At 73.7% G+C, this 18,057-nt stretch carries 12 protein-coding genes and 1 pseudogene; 8 read left to right on the forward strand and 5 right to left on the reverse strand.

Going from position 1 to position 18,057, the window contains the following annotated elements:
• Window positions 1–17: 17 nt before the first annotated feature.
• On the reverse strand, window positions 18–1,214 hold the full coding sequence (locus tag V6U79_RS17500; RefSeq protein WP_334615198.1) for a DNA recombination protein RmuC: 1,197 nt from the start codon (window positions 1,212–1,214) through the stop codon (window positions 18–20).
• Window positions 1,215–1,268: 54 nt separating this feature from the next.
• Between V6U79_RS17500 and V6U79_RS17505 the strand changes: the two genes are divergently transcribed.
• A complete protein-coding gene (locus V6U79_RS17505) occupies window positions 1,269–2,021 on the forward strand; it encodes a hypothetical protein (protein ID WP_334615199.1) in 753 nt (250 codons plus the stop codon).
• 30 nt (window positions 2,022–2,051) lie between these two features.
• Here V6U79_RS17505 and ppc read toward each other — a convergent pair whose 3' ends face one another.
• Window positions 2,052–4,838 carry a phosphoenolpyruvate carboxylase gene (gene ppc, locus V6U79_RS17510; protein WP_334615200.1) on the reverse strand — a complete coding sequence of 929 codons (2,787 nt, stop codon included), beginning with the start codon at window positions 4,836–4,838 and terminating at the stop codon, window positions 2,052–2,054.
• Window positions 4,839–5,006: 168 nt separating this feature from the next.
• Here ppc and V6U79_RS17515 point away from each other — a divergent pair, with 168 nt between their 5' ends.
• A complete protein-coding gene (locus tag V6U79_RS17515) occupies window positions 5,007–6,047 on the forward strand; it encodes a S66 family peptidase (protein ID WP_334615201.1) in 1,041 nt (346 codons plus the stop codon).
• A gap of 483 nt (window positions 6,048–6,530) precedes the next feature.
• Here V6U79_RS17515 and V6U79_RS17520 read toward each other — a convergent pair whose 3' ends face one another.
• Window positions 6,531–7,433, reverse strand: a complete 903-nt coding sequence (locus tag V6U79_RS17520) for a helix-turn-helix domain-containing protein (RefSeq protein ID WP_334615202.1) — start codon at window positions 7,431–7,433, stop codon at window positions 6,531–6,533.
• A gap of 131 nt (window positions 7,434–7,564) precedes the next feature.
• Between V6U79_RS17520 and mfd the strand changes: the two genes are divergently transcribed.
• The 4 genes from mfd to V6U79_RS17540 all read left to right on the forward strand — a co-directional run bounded on the left by mfd (window position 7,565) and on the right by V6U79_RS17540 (window position 14,782).
• On the forward strand, window positions 7,565–11,221 hold the full coding sequence (mfd, locus tag V6U79_RS17525) for a transcription-repair coupling factor (RefSeq protein WP_334615203.1): 3,657 nt from the start codon (window positions 7,565–7,567) through the stop codon (window positions 11,219–11,221).
• 101 nt (window positions 11,222–11,322) lie between these two features.
• Window positions 11,323–12,108, forward strand: coding sequence for a SurA N-terminal domain-containing protein (locus V6U79_RS17530; protein WP_334533581.1), 786 nt, complete (start codon window positions 11,323–11,325; stop codon window positions 12,106–12,108).
• Window positions 12,105–13,085: a nucleoside triphosphate pyrophosphohydrolase gene (locus V6U79_RS17535; RefSeq protein WP_334533618.1), complete on the forward strand. Its 981-nt coding sequence runs from the start codon at window positions 12,105–12,107 to the stop codon at window positions 13,083–13,085. The genes V6U79_RS17530 and V6U79_RS17535 overlap by 4 nt, the downstream gene beginning before the upstream one ends.
• 77 nt (window positions 13,086–13,162) lie before the next feature.
• On the forward strand, window positions 13,163–14,782 hold the full coding sequence (locus tag V6U79_RS17540; protein ID WP_334615204.1) for a DUF885 domain-containing protein: 1,620 nt from the start codon (window positions 13,163–13,165) through the stop codon (window positions 14,780–14,782).
• 8 nt (window positions 14,783–14,790) lie between these two features.
• Here V6U79_RS17540 and nudC read toward each other — a convergent pair whose 3' ends face one another.
• Window positions 14,791–15,669 (reverse strand): NAD(+) diphosphatase, encoded by an 879-nt coding sequence (gene nudC / locus V6U79_RS17545; protein ID WP_334615205.1) that lies wholly within the window; start codon window positions 15,667–15,669, stop codon window positions 14,791–14,793.
• A complete protein-coding gene (locus V6U79_RS17550; protein WP_334533572.1) occupies window positions 15,666–16,358 on the reverse strand; it encodes a hypothetical protein in 693 nt (230 codons plus the stop codon). Before V6U79_RS17550 ends, nudC begins: the two co-directional genes overlap by 4 nt.
• Before the next feature lie 243 nt (window positions 16,359–16,601).
• Here V6U79_RS17550 and eno point away from each other — a divergent pair, with 243 nt between their 5' ends.
• Together eno and V6U79_RS17560 are read left to right on the forward strand one after the other, a co-directional pair.
• Window positions 16,602–17,885 carry a phosphopyruvate hydratase gene (eno, locus tag V6U79_RS17555; RefSeq protein WP_334533569.1) on the forward strand — a complete coding sequence of 428 codons (1,284 nt, stop codon included), beginning with the start codon at window positions 16,602–16,604 and terminating at the stop codon, window positions 17,883–17,885.
• Between the two features lie 30 nt (window positions 17,886–17,915).
• Window positions 17,916–18,057, forward strand: a pseudogene (locus V6U79_RS17560) (septum formation initiator family protein); the annotation flags it as partial.

The raw sequence follows: 18,057 nt of genomic DNA on the forward strand, positions 1-18,057 counted from the left end.
TGCTCGGGCGCGCATTGTCACATCCGAGGTGGTAGCGGAGACTCGCGATCCACCCTCGACGGCATGCCGCCGTCCACCGGCTCGAGCAGCTCAGGGGCCTGCGGCTGGCGAGGCGCCACCTCGACCTGTGCCGGGGCGGCCAGTTCCCGGTCGGAGACGCCCAGCTCGGCGAGCTTGCGCGCGCTGACCAGCACCCGCGCCTCCAACGAACCGACCGCCCGGTTGTACGCGGTCACCGCCCCACCGAGCGAGGCGCCCAGCTTGCCGACATGGTCGCCCAGCGTGGACAGTCGCCCGTACAGCTCGCGGGCCAGCGAGTGGACGGCGACGGCGTTGCGGGCCAACGCCTCCTGCCGCCACGAGTACGCCACCGTGCGCAGCAGCGCCACCAGGGTGGCCGGGGTCGCCAGCACCACGTTGCGGGCGAACGCGTGCTCCAGCAGCGTCGGATCCCGCTGCAACGCCACGTCCAGGAACGGGTCGGCCGGCACGAAGAGCACCACGAACTCGGGAGTGGACTCGAAGGCCGCCCAGTAGGTCTTCGCGGCCAGCGCGTCCACGTGCCCGCGCAGGTGCTTGGCGTGCAGGTCGAGGTGGCTGTCCCGGCCCCGCTCGTCGCGCGCCTCCATCGCGGTCAGGTAGGCGTCGAACGGCGCCTTCGCGTCGACCACCACGGTGCGTCCGCCGTGCAGCCGGACCACCAGGTCCGGGCGTACCCCCTGGTGGTCGGTGGCGGCGGTGACCTGCTCGTTGAAGTCGCAGTGCTCCAGCAGGCCGGCGGCCTCGACGATCCGGCGCAGCTGGTGCTCGCCCCACCGCCCCCGCACCTGGGGCGCGCGCAGCGCCGCCACCAGCTGCTTGGTCTCGGTGCGCAGCTCGCCGGAGACGGTGCTCATCGCGCGGACCTGCTCCCGCAGCTCGGCGTAGGCGTCGACCCGGTGGTGCTCCAGCTCGGCCACCCGCTGCTCGTAGCGGCGCAGGGTGTCGTGCAGCGGGGCCACCGCCCGGGCCACCGCCTCCTGCGACTGCGCGGTCGCCTCGTAGCTGAGCGCCCGCATCGACTGCTCCAGCCGACCCTCGCCCTCGCGGGTGGCCGCCAGGGTCGCCTCCAGCCGGGCGATCTCCGTCGCCGACCGGGCCCGGGCCGCGTACCAGCCCAGCGCGGCGCCCGCGACGAGGCAGACGACCACCACGGCCAGCGTCGAGAAGTCCATCACCAGAGCTTGCCAAACGGGTACGACCCCACGCCTGCGGGTACGTTCAGCGGCATGGAACTTCTGCTCGTGGCGATTCTCGTGGCCCTCCTGGTCGGCGGGTTCGTCTGGTGGCGGCGGGAGCAGGCGGCCCGGGAGGCGCGCAGCCTCGCCGACGTCCGCGCCGACGCCCAGCGCTGGTACGAGCGCCTCGGCGGCCAGGTGATGAACCTGCACGGCGACGACCCCGCCGTACGCCAGGCGCTGGTGGACGCGGCGGAGCGTTACAACGCCGCCGGCAGCCAGTTGGAGCAGGCCGGGACGGTCCGGCAGTACCGGCTGGCCCGGGAGACCGCGCTGGAGGGGCTGGCCTACGCCCGCGCGGCGCGGGTGGCGCTGGGCCTGGACCCGGGGCCGGAGCTGCCGCCGCTGGCCGCCGCGCAGGGCGCCGGCGAGTTGACCAGGGAACGCCAGGTGCAGGTGCAGGGGGAGACGTTCAAGGCCGGCCCGCAGCCGGGCCGGGACACGCCCTACTACCACCCGGGTGGGCGTTTCCAGGGCCGGCCGGTGCCGGCCGGCTGGTACTCCACCCCGTGGTGGAAGACCGCGCTGGGCGCGGGGGCCGGCGTGATCGGCGGCATGCTGATCGCCGACGCGCTCTTCTCGCCCGCCTTCGCCGACCCGGGCTACGGCTACGAGGCCGGCTACCAGGAGGGCTACGACGACGCCCAGGGCGCGGACCAGGGCGACTTCGGCGCCGGCGACCAGGCGGGCGACTTCGGCGCCGGCGACTTCGGCGGCGGGGACTTCGGTGGCGGCGACATCTGACCGCCCCCAGCCCGACCGCCCCGGGCGGGGTCAGCCGGTGTTGCGCATGCCGGCGGCGATGCCGTTGACCGTGGTGAGGAGGGCCCGCTCCAGGGCCGTACCGTCGTTCGGGGCGCGGCGGCCGCCCGGCGCGGTCGCCACCGCGCGCCCGGCGGCCCCGGAGTCCCGGTACTGCCGCAGCAGCGCCACCTGGAGGTGGTGCAGCGGCTCCAGGTAGGTGTCCCGCACCGCGAGGGTGCGCTGGAGCACCGGCGAGTTCTCCAGCAGGGCCGGAGTGGCGGTCACCGCCAGCACCTCCTGCTTGGTCAGCTCGTACTCCTGCTCGATCTTGGCGAAGATCGGGTGCAGCTGCTCCGGGACCAGGGTCTCCACGTAACGGCGGGCGATGCTCAGGTCGGTCTTGGTGAGCATCATCTCGACGTTCGACAGGAACGTGCGGAAGAAGTGCCAGTTCCGGTTCATCTCGGCGAGCACGTCCTCCAGCCCGGCCGCCCGCGCCGCCGCCAGCCCGGAGCCGACACCGAACCAGCCCGGCACGATCTGCCGGGTCTGGGTCCAGCCGAACACCCACGGGATGGCCCGCAGCCCGGCGAGCCCGGCCCCCGTGTTGGGACGCTTCGCCGGCCGGGAGCCGATGTTGAGCGCGCCGAGCAGCTCGGTGGGGGTGGAGGCCCAGAAGTACGCCGGCAGGTCCGGGTCCTCGACCAGCGAGCGGTACGACCGGAACGCGGACTCGGAGACCACGTCCATCGCCGCGTCCCAGCGCTCCAGCATCTCGGCCGGCTGTCGGGGCGCGGTGTGCAGCAGCGTCGCCTGGAGCACCGCGGCGACGGTCAGCTCCAGGTTCTCCCGGGCCAGCGCCGGCAGCGTGTACTTGTCGGAGATGACCTCGCCCTGCTCGGTCACCTTGATCGCGCCGTCGAGGGTGCCGTACGGCTGGGCCAGGATGGCCTCGTGGGTGGGGCCGCCGCCCCGCCCGACCGTGCCGCCGCGGCCGTGGAAGAGCCGCAGGTGCACCCCGTGCCGGGCGGCCACGTCCCGCAGCGCGCGCTGCGCCCGGTGGATCGACCACTGGCTGGTGGTGATGCCGGCCTCCTTGTTGGAGTCGGAGTAGCCCAGCATCACCTCCTGCACGTCGCCCCGGGCCGCCACCAGCGCCCGGTACGCGGGCAGCGACAGCAGCTCGTCCAGCAGCTCGCCGCCGGCGTTCAGCTCGGACGGGGTCTCCAGCAGCGGCACGATGCCGATCCGCGCCCGGCCGCTGTGCACGTCGATCAGGCCGGCCTCGCGGGCCAGCACCACCGCGGCGAGCACGTCGTCCACGCCGAGGGTCATCGAGATGATGTACGACTCGATCACCTCGGCGCCGAACCGGTCCTGCGCCTCCCGGATCGCGCCGAACACGTCGAACGTCTTCTGCGCGGCCTCGGTCAGCGGGGTGTCCACGGTGGAGAGCGGGCGGCGGCCGGTCAGCTCGTCGGCGAGCAGCTTGGTGCGCTCCAGCCGGCTCAGCGCCGGATAGTCCGACACCTCGCCGACGGCCGCGTAGAGCTGGCCGAGCACCTCGTGGTGCTTCTCGGCGTGCTCCCGGACGTCCATCGTGGCCAGGTGCAGGCCGCACGCGGAGACCGTACGGATGGTGGAGGCGAGCCGGCCGACGGCGGTGAGCTGCCCGGAGTTGCGGGCCAGCGAGGCGCGCAGCAGCTCCAGGTCGGCGATCAGCTCGGCGGAGCCGCGGTAGTCACGGCCGGGCACGTGCGGGGTGCCCCGGCGCAGCCGCTCCCGGGTGTTGGCCAGCTTCGCCTTCACGCACCGGGCCTTCAACCGGTACGGCTCCTCGGCGTTGACCCGGCGGAACCGGGGCGCCACCTCGGGCAGCGCGTCCAGGTCGGCGGCGAGGCTGGCGGAGAGGTCCAGCGACACGGCGCGCAGCCGGCGGGAGACGGACACCTCGTTGATCAGGTGTTCCATCGCCGCTTCGGTCGCGGCGATGCCGTGCTCGTGCTGGATCTGGAGCACCTCGCGGGTGACCGTCGGGGTGACGAACGGGTTGCCGTCCCGGTCGCCGCCGATCCAGGTGCCGAAGGTCAGCGGACGGGCCGTCGGCGAGGTCTCCACGCCGAGGGTGCGCAGCGTGTCGGCCAGGTCGTCGAGCACCTGCGGCGCGGCCTCGGCGTACAGGTCGCGCAGGTAGTAGATGGCGTTGCGGGCCTCGTCGGTCGGGTCCGGCCGGTCCAGCCGCAGCTCGTCGGTCTGCCACATCAGGTCGAGCAGCTCGGCCAGGCGCCGGTTGGCCGGCCCCTCGTCGCTGGCGCCGTAGAGGATGGCGTTGGCCGTCTCGGTGTCCAGCTCGTCGGCGATCGCGCGGAGCTTGGACAGGATCGAGCGGCGGGCCGCCTCGGTGGGGTGGGCGGTGAAGACGGGGCGTACCGCGAGCCGCCGCGCCGCGGCGGCGATCTCCTCGGCCGGCACCCCGCGCTCGGCGATCATCTTGGCCGCCTGGTCCAGCCAGCCGCCGTGGGTGGCCCGGCGCCGTCGCAGGTCCCGGGCCCGGTGCACCTGCTCGGTGATGTTGGCCAGGTGGAAGTAGGTGGAGAAGGCGCGGGCCAGCTTGGTGCCGGTGGTGACGTCGAGCCCACCGAGCCGCTGCGCGGCGGCCGGGGCGTCGGAGCGGACCTGGGCGCGGATCTCCTCGACCAGGTCGAGCAGGGGTCGGCCCTCCTGGCGAGCCAGGGTCTGGCCGAGCAGGGTGCCGAGGCGGCGGATGTCGGCCCGCAGCGCGGCGTCCGGGCCGTCGTGATCGTGCTGGTCGGTCACGGGTGCGCTCCTTACGTGAGTACGAAGGACAGCGCTGTCCGACTCCCTCGATCGTATCGGCGTCGGCCCCGGATGTAAGGAGGACCCCCTGTGATCACCACCGCCAGAACGGCCACCTGGGCGAGGCCGGCCGGAAAATTCGTTGGTCGCGGCGGCTAGCGTCCCACCATGACGTCTCCGAGCTCTCCCGCCAAGCCCGAGCCGGGGGACCGGGTCGCGGTCGTCTCACCCTCCGCCGGCCTGCCGGGTCTCTTTCCCCACGTGTACGAGCTGGGCCTGCGCCGGCTGCGCGAGGAGTTCGGCCTGGAGCCGGTGGAGTACCCCACCACCCGGGCGACGGGAGCCGGTCCACGGGAGCGGGCCCGGGACCTGACCTCGGCCTTCGCCGACCCGACGATCACCGCGGTGCTCGCCACGGTGGGCGGCGACGACCTGATCACCGTCACCCCGTACCTCGACGACGACGTGCTGCGGGCCAACCCGAAGCCGTACTTCGGCTACTCGGACAACACCAACGTCCTCAACCACCTGTACCGGCTGGGGATCGTGGCGTACCACGGTGGGTCGGTGCTGGTGCACCTCGGCCGGCCCGGCAAGCCGCACCCGCTGACCTTCGACTCGCTGCGGGCCGCCCTCTTCACCTCCGGCTGGTACGAACTCACCCCGGCCCCGGAGTGGGGCGACGAGCCGGGGGACTGGCGCGACCCGGCGTCGCTGGCGCGCGAACCGGAGATGCTCCCCGGCTACGGCTGGCGGTGGCAGGGGCCGGCCCGCGTCGTGCGGGGGCGCACCTGGGGCGGCTGCCTGGAGATCCTGCACTGGCTGATGGCCACCGACCGGGTCCCCTCCGCCGCCGAGCTGGCCGGGTCGGTGCTGGTCGTCGAGACCTCCAACGAGCTGCCCACGGCGCGGGAGGTGTTCCGCATCGTGCGCAACATGGGGGAGCGGGGCCTGCTCGCCGCCTTCCCGGCGATCGTCGTCGGCCGACCCAAGGCGTGGGACTTCGACCGGCCGCTGTCGGTGCCGGAGCGGCTGTCGTGGGGCGAGGCGCAGCGGGAGGCGATCACCCGGGCGCTCGCGCCCTACCAGCCGGACGCGGTGGTGGTCTTCGACGTCGACCTCGGCCACACCGACCCGCAGCTGATCATCCCGTACGGCGGCGAGATCCGGGTGGACGGCGTCGAGCGCCGCATCTCGGTGCGCTACTGACGAGCCGGAGCGCAGTCCGACGCCTGAGTGCGCCGCGAAGCCGCAACATCAACTCCAGTTACGCGACATTGCGGTGTTCGGTTGTCTCGGATACCGCCACATCGCGGTGAATGGAGTGGACCTTGACCGGGGCGGCACCGACCCGGCCCGGGCACGCCGGGCAGGTCGGCGAGGCGGTCCAGCGGGGTGCCGGCGAGGGATCTGTCCCGCCCCGCCGCCTCCGGCCGCGAATCCGAGCAATTTTCTTCAAGACCTCCCGGGGCGGTCCGCCGGAGGATGGAACACGTCAGCCGGAGGGGCCGCCACGGGACGGCGGTCGAAGCGGGGCACGCGGACCTTTTCGGGGAGGTCCGACGCCTCACCCGCCGGGCCTGCGGCGGCCCGTCCCCCAGCCGGGCCACCCGGAGGTGTCGCACGCTTCCGTGCGGCACCTCCGCCGGCCGCTCGCCGCGCCGACACCGCCGCGACCGCGCTCCGCGGGGGTCAGGCCGGATCGGTCGCGGTGAGGAGTTGCCGCAGCCGCGCGGGTGGGTGACCCACCTGGTCGCGGACCACCCGGGTCAGGTGTGCCTGGTCGGCGAAGCCGTACTCGCTGGCCAGCGTGCCGAGCGGCGGGCCGTCCGGCTCGGCGAGGGTGTCCAGCACCGCGCGTACCCGCAGCCGGTTCCGGTACGCGGTCAAGCTGCTGCCGGTCATCCGCTGGAACACCCGGCTGAGGTGGTGCGGCGAGCTGCCGACCTCCCGGGCCACCTCGTCGAGGCCGAGCGTGAAGCCGGAGTTGGCGAGCACCTCGCGGGCCCGGTCCGCCAGCCGCCGGTGGGCGGCCAGCGTGGCCGGTCGCCGCCGGACGGCCCGCTCCACCTCCGCGCCCGCGTCCTCCGCGTCGGCGCTGTACGACAGCAGGCGGGCCAGGAACCGGTGCAGCCGCTCGGCCATCTCGAACCCGTCCAGTCCGCGCCGGCACTCGGCCACCAGCAGCCGGTGCGCCAGGTCCAGCGCCGGGTCGGAGCTGCCCGACCAGCCGGCCCGGTCCACCCAGCGGGCCGCGTCCGGTCGCTCGGCCAGCACCTCGGGGTCGATCTCCAGGCAGGTGTACGAGTCACCGCAGCCGAACGGGTGCGCCACCGCCATCTCGTCGCCGGGTCGGGTGAGCAGCACGGAGGTGGCGTCGGAGACGCCGGTGCGGCCGTTCAGCCAGCGCCGGTACGCCCCGGAGCGGCCAAGGAGGATCTTGTGCGTGTCCTCCGCCACGGGCTGCGTCCAGCCGTGGTCCTCCACGATGCAGCGCACCTGGTAGATCAGCATTCCGTCCGGGTGGCCCAGCACCCGCCACCGCGCCGGGGTGGTCCTGCGACGCGGGTCACTGCCGACTCCCTCAGCGGGCATCGTTCTCCCCAGGCTCACGTCGCCGGCACGGCGACCGATCGTTCCCAGGAGAGATAGTGTCGAGTCACAAACCCCCCGTCCAGCCCTGGACGCGGGGTGATCGTCGTGCCATCAGCGGGAAGTGATCACGCATGCTCACCGGACTGTTCTCCGCCGCCCTGGCCGATCCCGGGCTCGCCCGGGCGCGTGACCTGGCGCGCTCCGGTGCCGCCCAGGTGGACGGCCTCGACCTGACCGCCCCGGCGGCGCTGCGCCCGTTCGCGGTCGCCGCCGTCGCCGCCGACGAACCGACGGGCGGCGCGGGCCGGCCCGTGCTGGCTGTGACGGCCACCACCCGCGAGGCCGACGACCTGGCCTCGGCGCTGGGCAGCCTGCTCCCGCCGGAGCAGGTGGCGGTCTTCCCGTCCTGGGAGACGCTGCCGCACGAGCGGCTCTCACCCCGCTCCGACACCGTGGGCCGGCGGCTGGCCGTGCTGCGCCGGCTGGCGCACCCGGACTCGGCCGACGCGCACGGCCGCACCGGCCCGCTGCGGGTCGTCGTCGCGCCGGTCCGGTCGCTGCTGCAACCGCAGCTCAAGGGGCTCGGCGACCTGGAGCCGGTGCAGCTGGGCACCGGTGAGGAGGCCGACCTGGAGGAGGTGGCCCGCCGGCTCACCGACATGGCGTACGCCCGGGTCGACCTGGTCACCAAGCGGGGCGAGTTCGCAGTGCGCGGCGGCATCCTGGACGTCTTCCCGCCCACCGACGAGCACCCGTCCCGGGTCGAGTTCTGGGGCGACGAGGTGGAGGAGATCCGCACCTTCGCCGTGGCCGACCAGCGGACCATCGAGCCGGTGCCGCAGCTGTGGGCGCCGCCGTGCCGGGAGCTGCTGCTCACCCCGGCGGTGCGCGGCCGGGCCGCCGCCCTGGCCCAGGAGCACCCGGAGCTGGCCGAGATCCTCGACAAGCTGGCCGAGGGCATCCCGGTGGAGGGGATGGAGTCGCTGGTGCCGGCGCTGCTCGGCGACGAGAGCCTGGAGCTGCTGCTGGACACCATGCCGGCCGGCACCCACGTACTGCTCTGCGACCCGGAGCGGATCCGCACCCGGGCGCACGACCTGGTCCGTACCTCCGAGGAGTTCCTCCAGGCCAGCTGGGCCGCGGCCGCCGTCGGCGGCCAGGCCCCGGTCGACCTCGGCGCCGCCGCCTTCAAGACCCTGGCCGACGTACGCGCCCGCGCCCGCGCCCTGCGCCAGCCCTGGTGGACGCTCGCCCCGTTCGGCCTGGTCGAGGCGGACGCGGCCCCGACCCGGCAGCCCTGGGAGGACGCGCCCACCGAGGTCGACGTCACCCCCGACGACGCGATCGCGGTGACCCTGGCCGCGCAGCCGGCCCCGCTCTATCACGGCGAGACCGCGCGGGTGGTCGACGACCTGAAGCGCTGGGCCGGCGAGGGCTGGTCGATCGCGCTGGTCTTCGAGGGTCACGGCCCCGCCCAGCGGGCGGTGGAGGTGCTCCGCGACGCCGGCCTCGGCGCCCGGCTCACCGAGGAGGTCCCGGCCGCGCCCGTCCCCGGCGAGGTGCTGGTCAGCTGCGGCTGCCTCACCGCCGGTTTCGTCGACGAGGCGTCCCGGTTCGTGCTGCTCACCGGCAACGACGTGACCGGCGGTCGGGGCACCTCGACCCGGGACATGCGCAAGATGCCGAGCCGGCGGCGCAACACCATCGACCCGCTGGAGCTCAAGGCCGGCGACCACGTGGTGCACGAGCAGCACGGCATCGGCCGCTACATCGAGCTGGTGCAGCGCACCGTCAACGGCGCCAGCCGGGAGTACCTGGTCATCGAGTACGCCGCGAGCAAGCGCGGCCAGCCCGGCGACCGGCTCTTCGTCCCCACCGACCAGCTCGACCAGCTCTCCCGCTACGTCGGTGGCGAGCAGCCGACCCTGCACAAGATGGGCGGCTCGGACTGGCAGAAGTCGAAGGCCCGGGCCCGTAAGGCGGTCAAGGAGATCGCCGCGCAGCTGATCCAGCTCTACGCCGCCCGCAAGGCGTCCAAGGGGCACTCGTTCGGACCGGACACCCCGTGGCAGCGGGAGCTGGAGGACGCCTTCCCCTGGCAGGAGACGCCGGACCAGCTCGCCGCGATCGAAGAGGTCAAGCGGGACATGGAGCAGACGGTGCCGATGGACCGGCTGATCTGCGGCGACGTCGGCTACGGCAAGACCGAGATCGCGGTCCGGGCGGCGTTCAAGGCGGTGCAGGACGGCAAGCAGGTGGCGGTGCTGGTGCCGACCACGCTGCTGGTGCAGCAGCACTACAACACCTTCGCCGAGCGGATGAGCCAGTTCCCGGTGCAGATCCGGCAGCTGTCCCGGTTCCAGACGCCGAAGGAGTCCGAGCGGACCCTGGAGATGGTGGCCGACGGGACGGTGGACATCGTCATCGGCACCCACCGGCTGCTCCAGACGGCCACCCGGTTCAAGCAACTCGGCCTGGTCATCGTCGACGAGGAGCAGCGCTTCGGCGTCGAGCACAAGGAGCACCTGAAGAGCCTGCGCGCCTCGGTCGACGTGCTGAGCATGTCGGCCACCCCGATCCCGCGGACCCTGGAGATGGCGATCACCGGGATCCGGGAGATGTCGACCATCGCCACCCCGCCGGAGGAGCGGCACCCGGTGCTCACCTTCGTCGGGGCGTACGACGACCGGCAGGTGGCCGCCTCCATCCACCGCGAGCTGCTCCGCGACGGGCAGGTCTTCTACCTGCACAACCGGGTCGAGTCGATCGACCGGGCGGCCCGCCGGATTCGGGAGCTGGTGCCCGAGGCGCGGGTGGCGGTGGCGCACGGCCAGATGGGCGAGGAGGCCCTAGAGAAGGTGATGGTCGGCTTCTGGGAGAAGGAGTTCGACGTGCTGGTCTGCACCACGATCGTGGAGTCCGGCATCGACATCCCGAACGCCAACACGCTGATCGTGGAGCGGGCCGACCTGCTCGGCCTGGCCCAGCTGCACCAGATCCGCGGCCGGGTCGGCCGGGGCCGGGAGCGGGCGTACGCGTACTTCCTCTACCCGCCGGAGAAGCCGCTGACCGAGCACGCCCACGAGCGGCTGGCCACCATCGCCCAGCACACCGAGCTGGGCGCCGGCATGTACGTGGCGATGAAGGACCTGGAGATCCGGGGCGCCGGCAACCTGCTCGGCGGCGAGCAGTCCGGGCACATCGAGGGCGTCGGCTTCGACCTGTACGTCCGAATGGTCGGCGAGGCGGTGTCGGCGTTCAAGGGCGAGCGCACCGAGGAGGAGGTCGACGTCAAGATCGACCTTCCGATCGACGCGCACCTGCCGCACGACTACGTCGGCGTGGAGCGGCTGCGCCTGGAGATGTACCGCAAGCTCGCCGAGGCCCGGGACGCGGAGCGACTGGGCGAGGTGGTCGCCGAGATGACCGACCGGTACGGCGAGCCGCCGGCCCCGGTGCAGAACCTGGTCGCGGTGGCCCGGTTCCGCCTGCTGGCCCGCCGGTACGGCCTGACCGACGTCTCCATGCAGGGCAAGCACATCCGGTTCGGCCCGCTGCCGCTGCCCGACTCGAAGCAGCTGCGGCTCAAGCGGTACCACCCGGACTCGGTCTACAAGTCCGCGCTCGACCAGGTCAGCGTGCCCCGGCCGAGCACCCGCCGGGTCGGTGGCGAGCCGCTGCGCGACCAGGCGTTGCTGGAGTGGTGCGCGCAGCTCCTCAGCGACGTGCTGGGCGAGCCCGAGGAGCGGGCCGGTTCTGCCCGCCCCGCAGTGGCGAGCGGAAGGTGACACGGCGAGCCGGCCGCGCTGGCCGGGGCGCGGTCGTGAGCCCGGTGCGCTCGTGGTGGGCGGCGTCACACCACCGGGTGGGGCATGAGAGAGTGACCGGCATGCGTGCACGCCGTCTCATCGCCGCCGCCAGCGTCGCGGCTCTCGGTGTCCTCTCCCTCGCCGCCTGCGGCAAGTCCTCGCCGGACGTGGCCGCGTACGTCGGTGACCGCACCTACTCCCTGGACCGGGTGGACGCGGTCTACGACGAGGCCCAGGCGAGGTACGCGGAGGTGATGCGCCAGGGCGCGGCCCAGGCCGGGGTCACCCCGGAGCCGGAGGAGCTCCGCTCGGCGGTGACCCGGCAGGACGTGGTGGACCTGCTGGTCAGCATCGAACTGGGCAAGCGGATCGCGGCCGAGCAGGGCATCCAGGTCTCCGACCAGATCACCCCGGAGCAGATCGCCGAGTCGCTGAAGATGCCGCCGCAGGCCGAGTACGCCCAGCTCTGGGGCGAGTGGGCCGACCTGTCCCTGGCCCTGGGTCAGAAGCTGCCGCCGGCCGAGCTGAGCGACGAGTCGCTGATGAAGGTCTACCGCGCCATCGAGCGGACCGGCGAGATCCAGCCCAACGCCTCCGTCCAGCAGGTGCGCCAGCTGTTCGGGCAGGCCGACTTCGTCCGGGCCGGCACGGCGATCAGCGTCGCCCTCCAGGCCGAGGCCGAGGAGGTCGACCTCACCGTCAACCCGCGCTACGACCGGCTGGGCGTCCCGTCCTGGGTGAGCAAGGGCCAGGAGGTCATCTTCTACGCCCTGCCGTACGTCGAGTCGACCGGCCCGGTGACCGACATCTCCACCCCGGAGCCGGTCGTCACCCCGGCCGAGCCGACCGCCCCGGTGCAGCCCTGACCGCCCGGATCGTCCTGCTGGTCACGTCGCCCCGCCTGCCGGCCGGGCTGCTGACCGCCGCCGCGTGGGACGTCGTACGCGCCGCGCCGGTGCTGGCCGGCGCGGAGAGCGGGCTGACCGCCGCCGTGCGGGCGGCGGGCGTCGAGGTGACGGTGGTGGCCGGCGGGGCGACGCAGGCGTTGCTCGACGCGGTGGCCGCGCACGGCTCGGCGGTCTGGCTGGCCGGCCCGGCCGGCGACGAGGCGCTGGCCCGGGAGCTGGGCCTGCGGCTGGCCCGGCAGCCGGGCCTCGCCGAGCTGGAGCTGATGTACGGCTCCTGGGATCCGCCGGGGGCTCGGCTGCTCGACGCGGTCGAGGTGATGGACCGGCTGGCCTCGCCGGGCGGGGACCCGTGGAAGCGGGCGCAGACCCACCGCAGCCTGGCGGGTTTCCTGCTGGAGGAGTGCTACGAGGCGTACGACGCGATCAGCGCCGACGACACCGACGCGCTCCGCGAGGAGCTGGGCGACGTGCTGCTCCAGGTGCTGCTGCACGCCCGGCTCGCCGAGGATCTGCCCGAGGGCGAACGGTGGAACGTCGACGACGTGGCCGGGGTGCTGGTCGACAAGATGGTCCGCCGTAACCCGCACGTCTTCGCCGGCGAGCAGGCGGGCAGTCTCGAGGAGATCGAGGCCAGCTGGGAGCGGATCAAGCGGGCCGAGAAGGCCCGCGCCTCGGTGCTGGACGGCATCGCGCTGAGCCAGCCGGCCCTCGCCCTGGCCGCCAAGATCCTCGACCGGGCCGGCCGGATCGGTCTCGCGGTGCCGCCTCCGCTGGCCGACACCCAGGTCGACCCGGAGGCCCGGCTCGGCGCCAGCCTGCTCGGCGCCGTGGCGGCGGCCCGGGAGGCGGGCATCGACCCGGAGGCGGCGCTGCGCCGCGCCGCCCTCGCCTACGCCGACGCCGTCCGCGCCGCCGAACGCCCCGCGGAAAGCTGACGGAAGCCCGGAAACGCGGTCCACTCATGATCAACGCTCCTGGCGCGGTGACGGGTGGCGGTCGGTAGGGTCGGGGCATGGAAGAGTTCGTGCCGCTGGCTGAGCGGATCGTCGAGGCCGTGCTGGAGAGTCGGCCCGGGATGGCGACCTCCGCCGGTGACCACCGGTACGACGACCGGCTGCGGGACCTGTCCGCGGACGCGGTCGCGGCCGACCAGGGGATGCTCAAGGAGGCCGCCGACGCGCTCTCCGAACTCGACCCGGACTCGCTCGACGTGGAGGAGCAGGTCGACCACGCCCTGCTCAGCGCCCTGGTCGACCGGGAGCTGTTCGAGCTGACCGAGATCCGGGCCCACGAGTGGGACCCGCTGCGGCACAACCCCGGGCCGCAGCTGCACGCCCTCCTGGCCCGCCCGTTCGCCCCGGCGGACGTGCGCCTGGCCAGCCTCGCCGGGCGGCTGTCGGCCGTACCCGACGCCCTGGCGACCGCGCGCGCGACGCTGCGCGACATGCCGCGGATCCACGCCGAGACGGCGGTGGGGCAGTTCACCGGCACGGCGGCGCTGATCCGCGACGAGATGCCCGTCCTGCTCGCCGAGGCGCCCGCGCTGCACGACCGGGTGGCCCCGGCCGCCGCCGAGGCGATCGCCGCGATCGAGGAGTTCGTCGCCTGGCTGCGGATCGGCCTGGCCGCCGACGCCGCGCCGGGGCGGGACCCCCGGCTGGGCCGCCGCCGCTGGGAGGCGCGGCTCTGGCACACCCTGGACACCGAACTGGGCGCCGCCGAGGTGCAGCGCCGCGCCTGGGCCAACCTGGACCGGGTCACCGAGGAGATCCGGGCGGCCGCCGTCGAGCTGGTCGGTGGTCCGGCCGACGACGCGACGGTACGCCGGGCGCTGGACCTGCTCGCCGCCGAGCACCCGGACGACCACACCATCGTCGACCTCGCCTCGGTCACCCTCGACGAGGCGAGCGACTTCGTCCGCGCCCACGACCTGGTCAGCCTCGTCGACGACCCGTGCGTGATCCAGGAGATGCCGGAGTTCGCCCGGGGCGTGGCCGTCGCCTACTGCGACTCGCCGGGCCCGCTGGAGGCGGCCCCGCTGCCCACGTTCTACTGCATCGCGCCCACCCCGGCGGACTGGCCGGCGCACCGGGTCGAGTCGTTCTACCGGGAATACAACGACCACATGATCCGCAACCTGACCGTGCACGAGGCGATGCCCGGTCACTTCCTCCAGCTCGCCCACGCCCGCCGGTACGCCGGTCCCACCCGGGTCCGCGCGCTGACCGAGTCCGGCGTCTTCATCGAGGGTTGGGCGGTCTACACCGAGGAGCTGATGGCCGGCCTCGGCTTCGGTGGCCTGCCAGTGCGGCTCCAGCAGCTCAAGATGCAGCTACGGATGACCATCAACGCGCTGCTCGACCAGCTGGTGCACTGCGAGGAGCTGCCCGAGTCCGAGGCGATGGCGTTGATGACCGAACGCGGATTCCAGGAGGAGGGCGAGGCGGCCGGCAAGTGGCGGCGGGCGCTGCTCACCTCCACCCAGCTCTCGACCTACTTCGTCGGCTACAGCGAGATGGCCGACATTGCCGCGTCCCGGCCGGACGGGGTGTCGGTCCGCGAGTGGCACGACGCGATGCTCGCGCACGACTGCCCGCCCCCGCGCCACCTGCGCACCCTGCTGGGCGTCTGACGCGGGTCTCAGCGCCGTCCGGCGGTCGCCGTCGCGTCGATCAGCCAGCGGGAGATCGAGTACGCCGGCGGCAGCTCCGCCGGCAGCGCGTCCACCGGGAACCAGCGCGCCTGCGCCAGCTCCCGCTCGTCCACGACCGGCTCGGCCGACGGGTCGGCGGCGGTGGCGGTGAACCCGGTCAGCAGCGTCGCCGGCCCGGACATCGCCCACGGCTGGCTGCCGAAGTAGGCCACCCGGTCGAGGGCCAAACCGACCTCCTCGCCGACCTCGCGGTGCACGGCCGCCTCCAGCGTCTCGCCCGCCTCCACGAACCCGGCGACCAGCGCCCACAGCTCGGTCGGGCCGTACGAGTGGCGGACCAGGAGCAGCTCGTCGGGGCGTCCGGCGGGACCGGGTCGGGTGATCGCCACCAGCACGGCGGCGGAGAGCCGCATCGGCAGGTAGAGGTCGCAGCCGGGGCAGCGCCGGGCCGTCTCGCCCGGCACGTCGGCCAGCTCGGTCCGGCACGCGCCGCACCACCGGTGGGTACGCCGCCAGGTGACCACACCCAGCGCCCGTCCGGCCAGGGTGGCCAGCGGTTCGGGCAGCTCGGCGGCGAGCGAGGGCCAGCTCCGCCAGCGGCCGGACAGCCGCTCGGCGTCGGCCTCGTCCAGGTCGGCCGCCCAGGCCGGCTTGCCGTCCAGGGTGCCGACCGGCACCCAGTCGGTGACCGCGGGCAGCTCGCCGACGCCGGGGAACCGCCCGTCGGGGCCGGTCAGCACCCGGCGGCCGGCGACCGGCAGGGCCAGGTCGCCCGGGGCCGGCGGGGTGGCGCCGTCGGCCCCCGGCAGGAACCCGGCGCGGTCGGGAACGCCCGACCCGGTGGGCCCGGCGGGGAAGCCGGTCACGAGGTGGTCGGGCGGCGGTCGACCACGCCGGCGCCGGACGGCACGTCGAAGGCGGCGGCGCCGACGGTGTCGGTGTAGCGGCGCAGGGCCAGCTCCGTCGGCCTGCCCCCGAGCTCGCCGGTGAAGCTGCCGAGCACCCCCTCGGTGGTGACGCACGTGGTGAAGTCGCCGGTCGAGCGCCGGACGTCGACGCAGGTGGCGTGGTGCCCGGCCACCGTGGTGTCGCTCTGGCTGATGACCGCCTGCGGGTCGAGGGCGGCGTCGGTCAGCAGCCTGATCACGGCCGGCGGGGTGACCAGCCCGCGCTTCTCCGCCTCGGGGTAGACGACCACCGACGGCCGGCCGGTGGTCGCCAGCGGGGGCAGCACCGTGCACACGGTACGCCCGCCGGTGGTCTCGCACCGGGTGACCGAATCCTGGGTCGCGGTGATCTTGCCGTCCGGCCAGGTGTACGACGAGCGGAGCGGTTCCTGCGTCTGGGCGATGGTGGCGGTACGACCGCCGGGGAGCTGGTACTCGGCGGACCAGGTCTCGGTCAGCGCCCGGTCCATCCGGGCGGCGAGGTCGTTCACCAGGTCGGCCCGGCCCAGGGCCCGTGCGGTGTCGTCGAGGGTCTGACAGCCGGTGACGGTGAGCGACACGATGACCGGCACGGCGAGCACGCGGAGGGTGGTCGAGACGGCGGGCATGGCGACCAGCGTGGTGGATCGTGTCCACCGGGCGCAAACCGGTTGCCGGTTGACGCCCGAGAATCCAGGAATGACCCGTGTCACCCGACGTCGGGTGAATGGTCCGGGTCCGGCTCCGTCGGGGACTCCGACCGGGTGGAGACGTGCGACCGGGCGCCGCCCGATACGCTGCGTTCAACACCTGCCCCAGCCGCACCGTCGCGGCCCATACCGGATTCGCACACACGAACGAGGAGCGACTCAGTGGCAACCATCGAGGGAATCGTCGCCCGGGAAATTCTCGACTCGCGGGGCAACCCGACGGTCGAGGTCGAGGTAGGGCTCGACGACGGCACGATCGCCCGCGCCGCGGTGCCCTCCGGCGCCTCCACCGGCGCCTTCGAGGCGATCGAGCTGCGCGACGGTGACTCCGACCGCTACCAGGGCAAGGGCGTCGAGAACGCGGTCACCAACATCGAGGACAAGATCGTCGACCAGCTCATCGGCTACGAGGCCAGTGAGCAGCGGCTGATCGACCAGAAGATGCTGGACCTCGACGGCACCGACAACAAGGCCGAGCTGGGCGCCAACGCCATCCTGGGCGTCTCCCTGGCGGTGGCGAAGGCCGCTGCGGGCAGCGCCGAGCTGAGCCTCTTCCGCTACCTGGGTGGCCCGAACGCGCACCTGCTGCCGGTGCCGATGATGAACATCCTCAACGGTGGGGCACACGCCGACTCCAACGTCGACGTCCAGGAGTTCATGATCGCGCCGATCGGCGCGCCCAGCTTCCGCGAGGCGCTCCGCTCCGGCGCCGAGGTCTACCACGCGCTCAAGTCGGTGCTGAAGAAGAAGGACCTCTCGACCGGCCTGGGTGACGAGGGCGGCTTCGCCCCGAACCTGCCGAGCAACGCCGCCGCGCTGGACCTGATCGCCGAGGCGGTGGAGAAGGCCGGCTACCGGCTCGGCAGCGACATCGTCTTCGCCCTCGACGTGGCCGCGACCGAGTTCTTCGACAACGGCACCTACACCTTCGAGGGCAGCGCCAAGTCCGCCGAGGAGATGAGCAACTACTACACCAAGCTCGTCGGCGACTACCCGATCGTCTCCATCGAGGACCCGCTGTCGGAGGACGACTGGAGCGGCTGGGCCACCCTCACCGCGGCCCTCGGTGACCGGATCCAGATCGTCGGCGACGACCTGTTCGTCACCAACCCGCAGCGGATCGCCCGTGGCATCACCGAGAAGGCCGCCAACGCGGTGCTGGTCAAGGTCAACCAGATCGGTTCGCTGACCGAGACCCTCGACGCGGTGGACCTGGCCCACCGGGCCGGCTTCAAGTGCATGATGAGCCACCGCTCCGGCGAGACCGAGGACACCACCATCGCCGACCTGGCCGTCGCCACCGGCTGCGGCCAGATCAAGACCGGCGCCCCGGCCCGCTCCGACCGGGTCGCGAAGTACAACCAGCTCCTGCGCATCGAGGAGGAGCTGGCCGACGCGGCGCGGTACGCCGGCGCCGGCGCCTTCCCGCGCTACCGTTCGGCCTGACACACGAAGCCTCGGGGGAGGGGTGTGACGATGCAGCAGCGCCGCACACCGGGTGGTCAGCGTCCCGCCCGTCGACCGACCGGTCGGCCGGGCGGGGCCCGCGGCGCCCGGGCGTCGGCCCGCGACGGCGGGGTCCGCGCGGAGGCGCGCGCCGGCGCCGTCCGGGCGCGGG

Source organism: Micromonospora psammae (assembly GCF_036902725.1).
Classification (GTDB): domain Bacteria; phylum Actinomycetota; class Actinomycetes; order Mycobacteriales; family Micromonosporaceae; genus Micromonospora.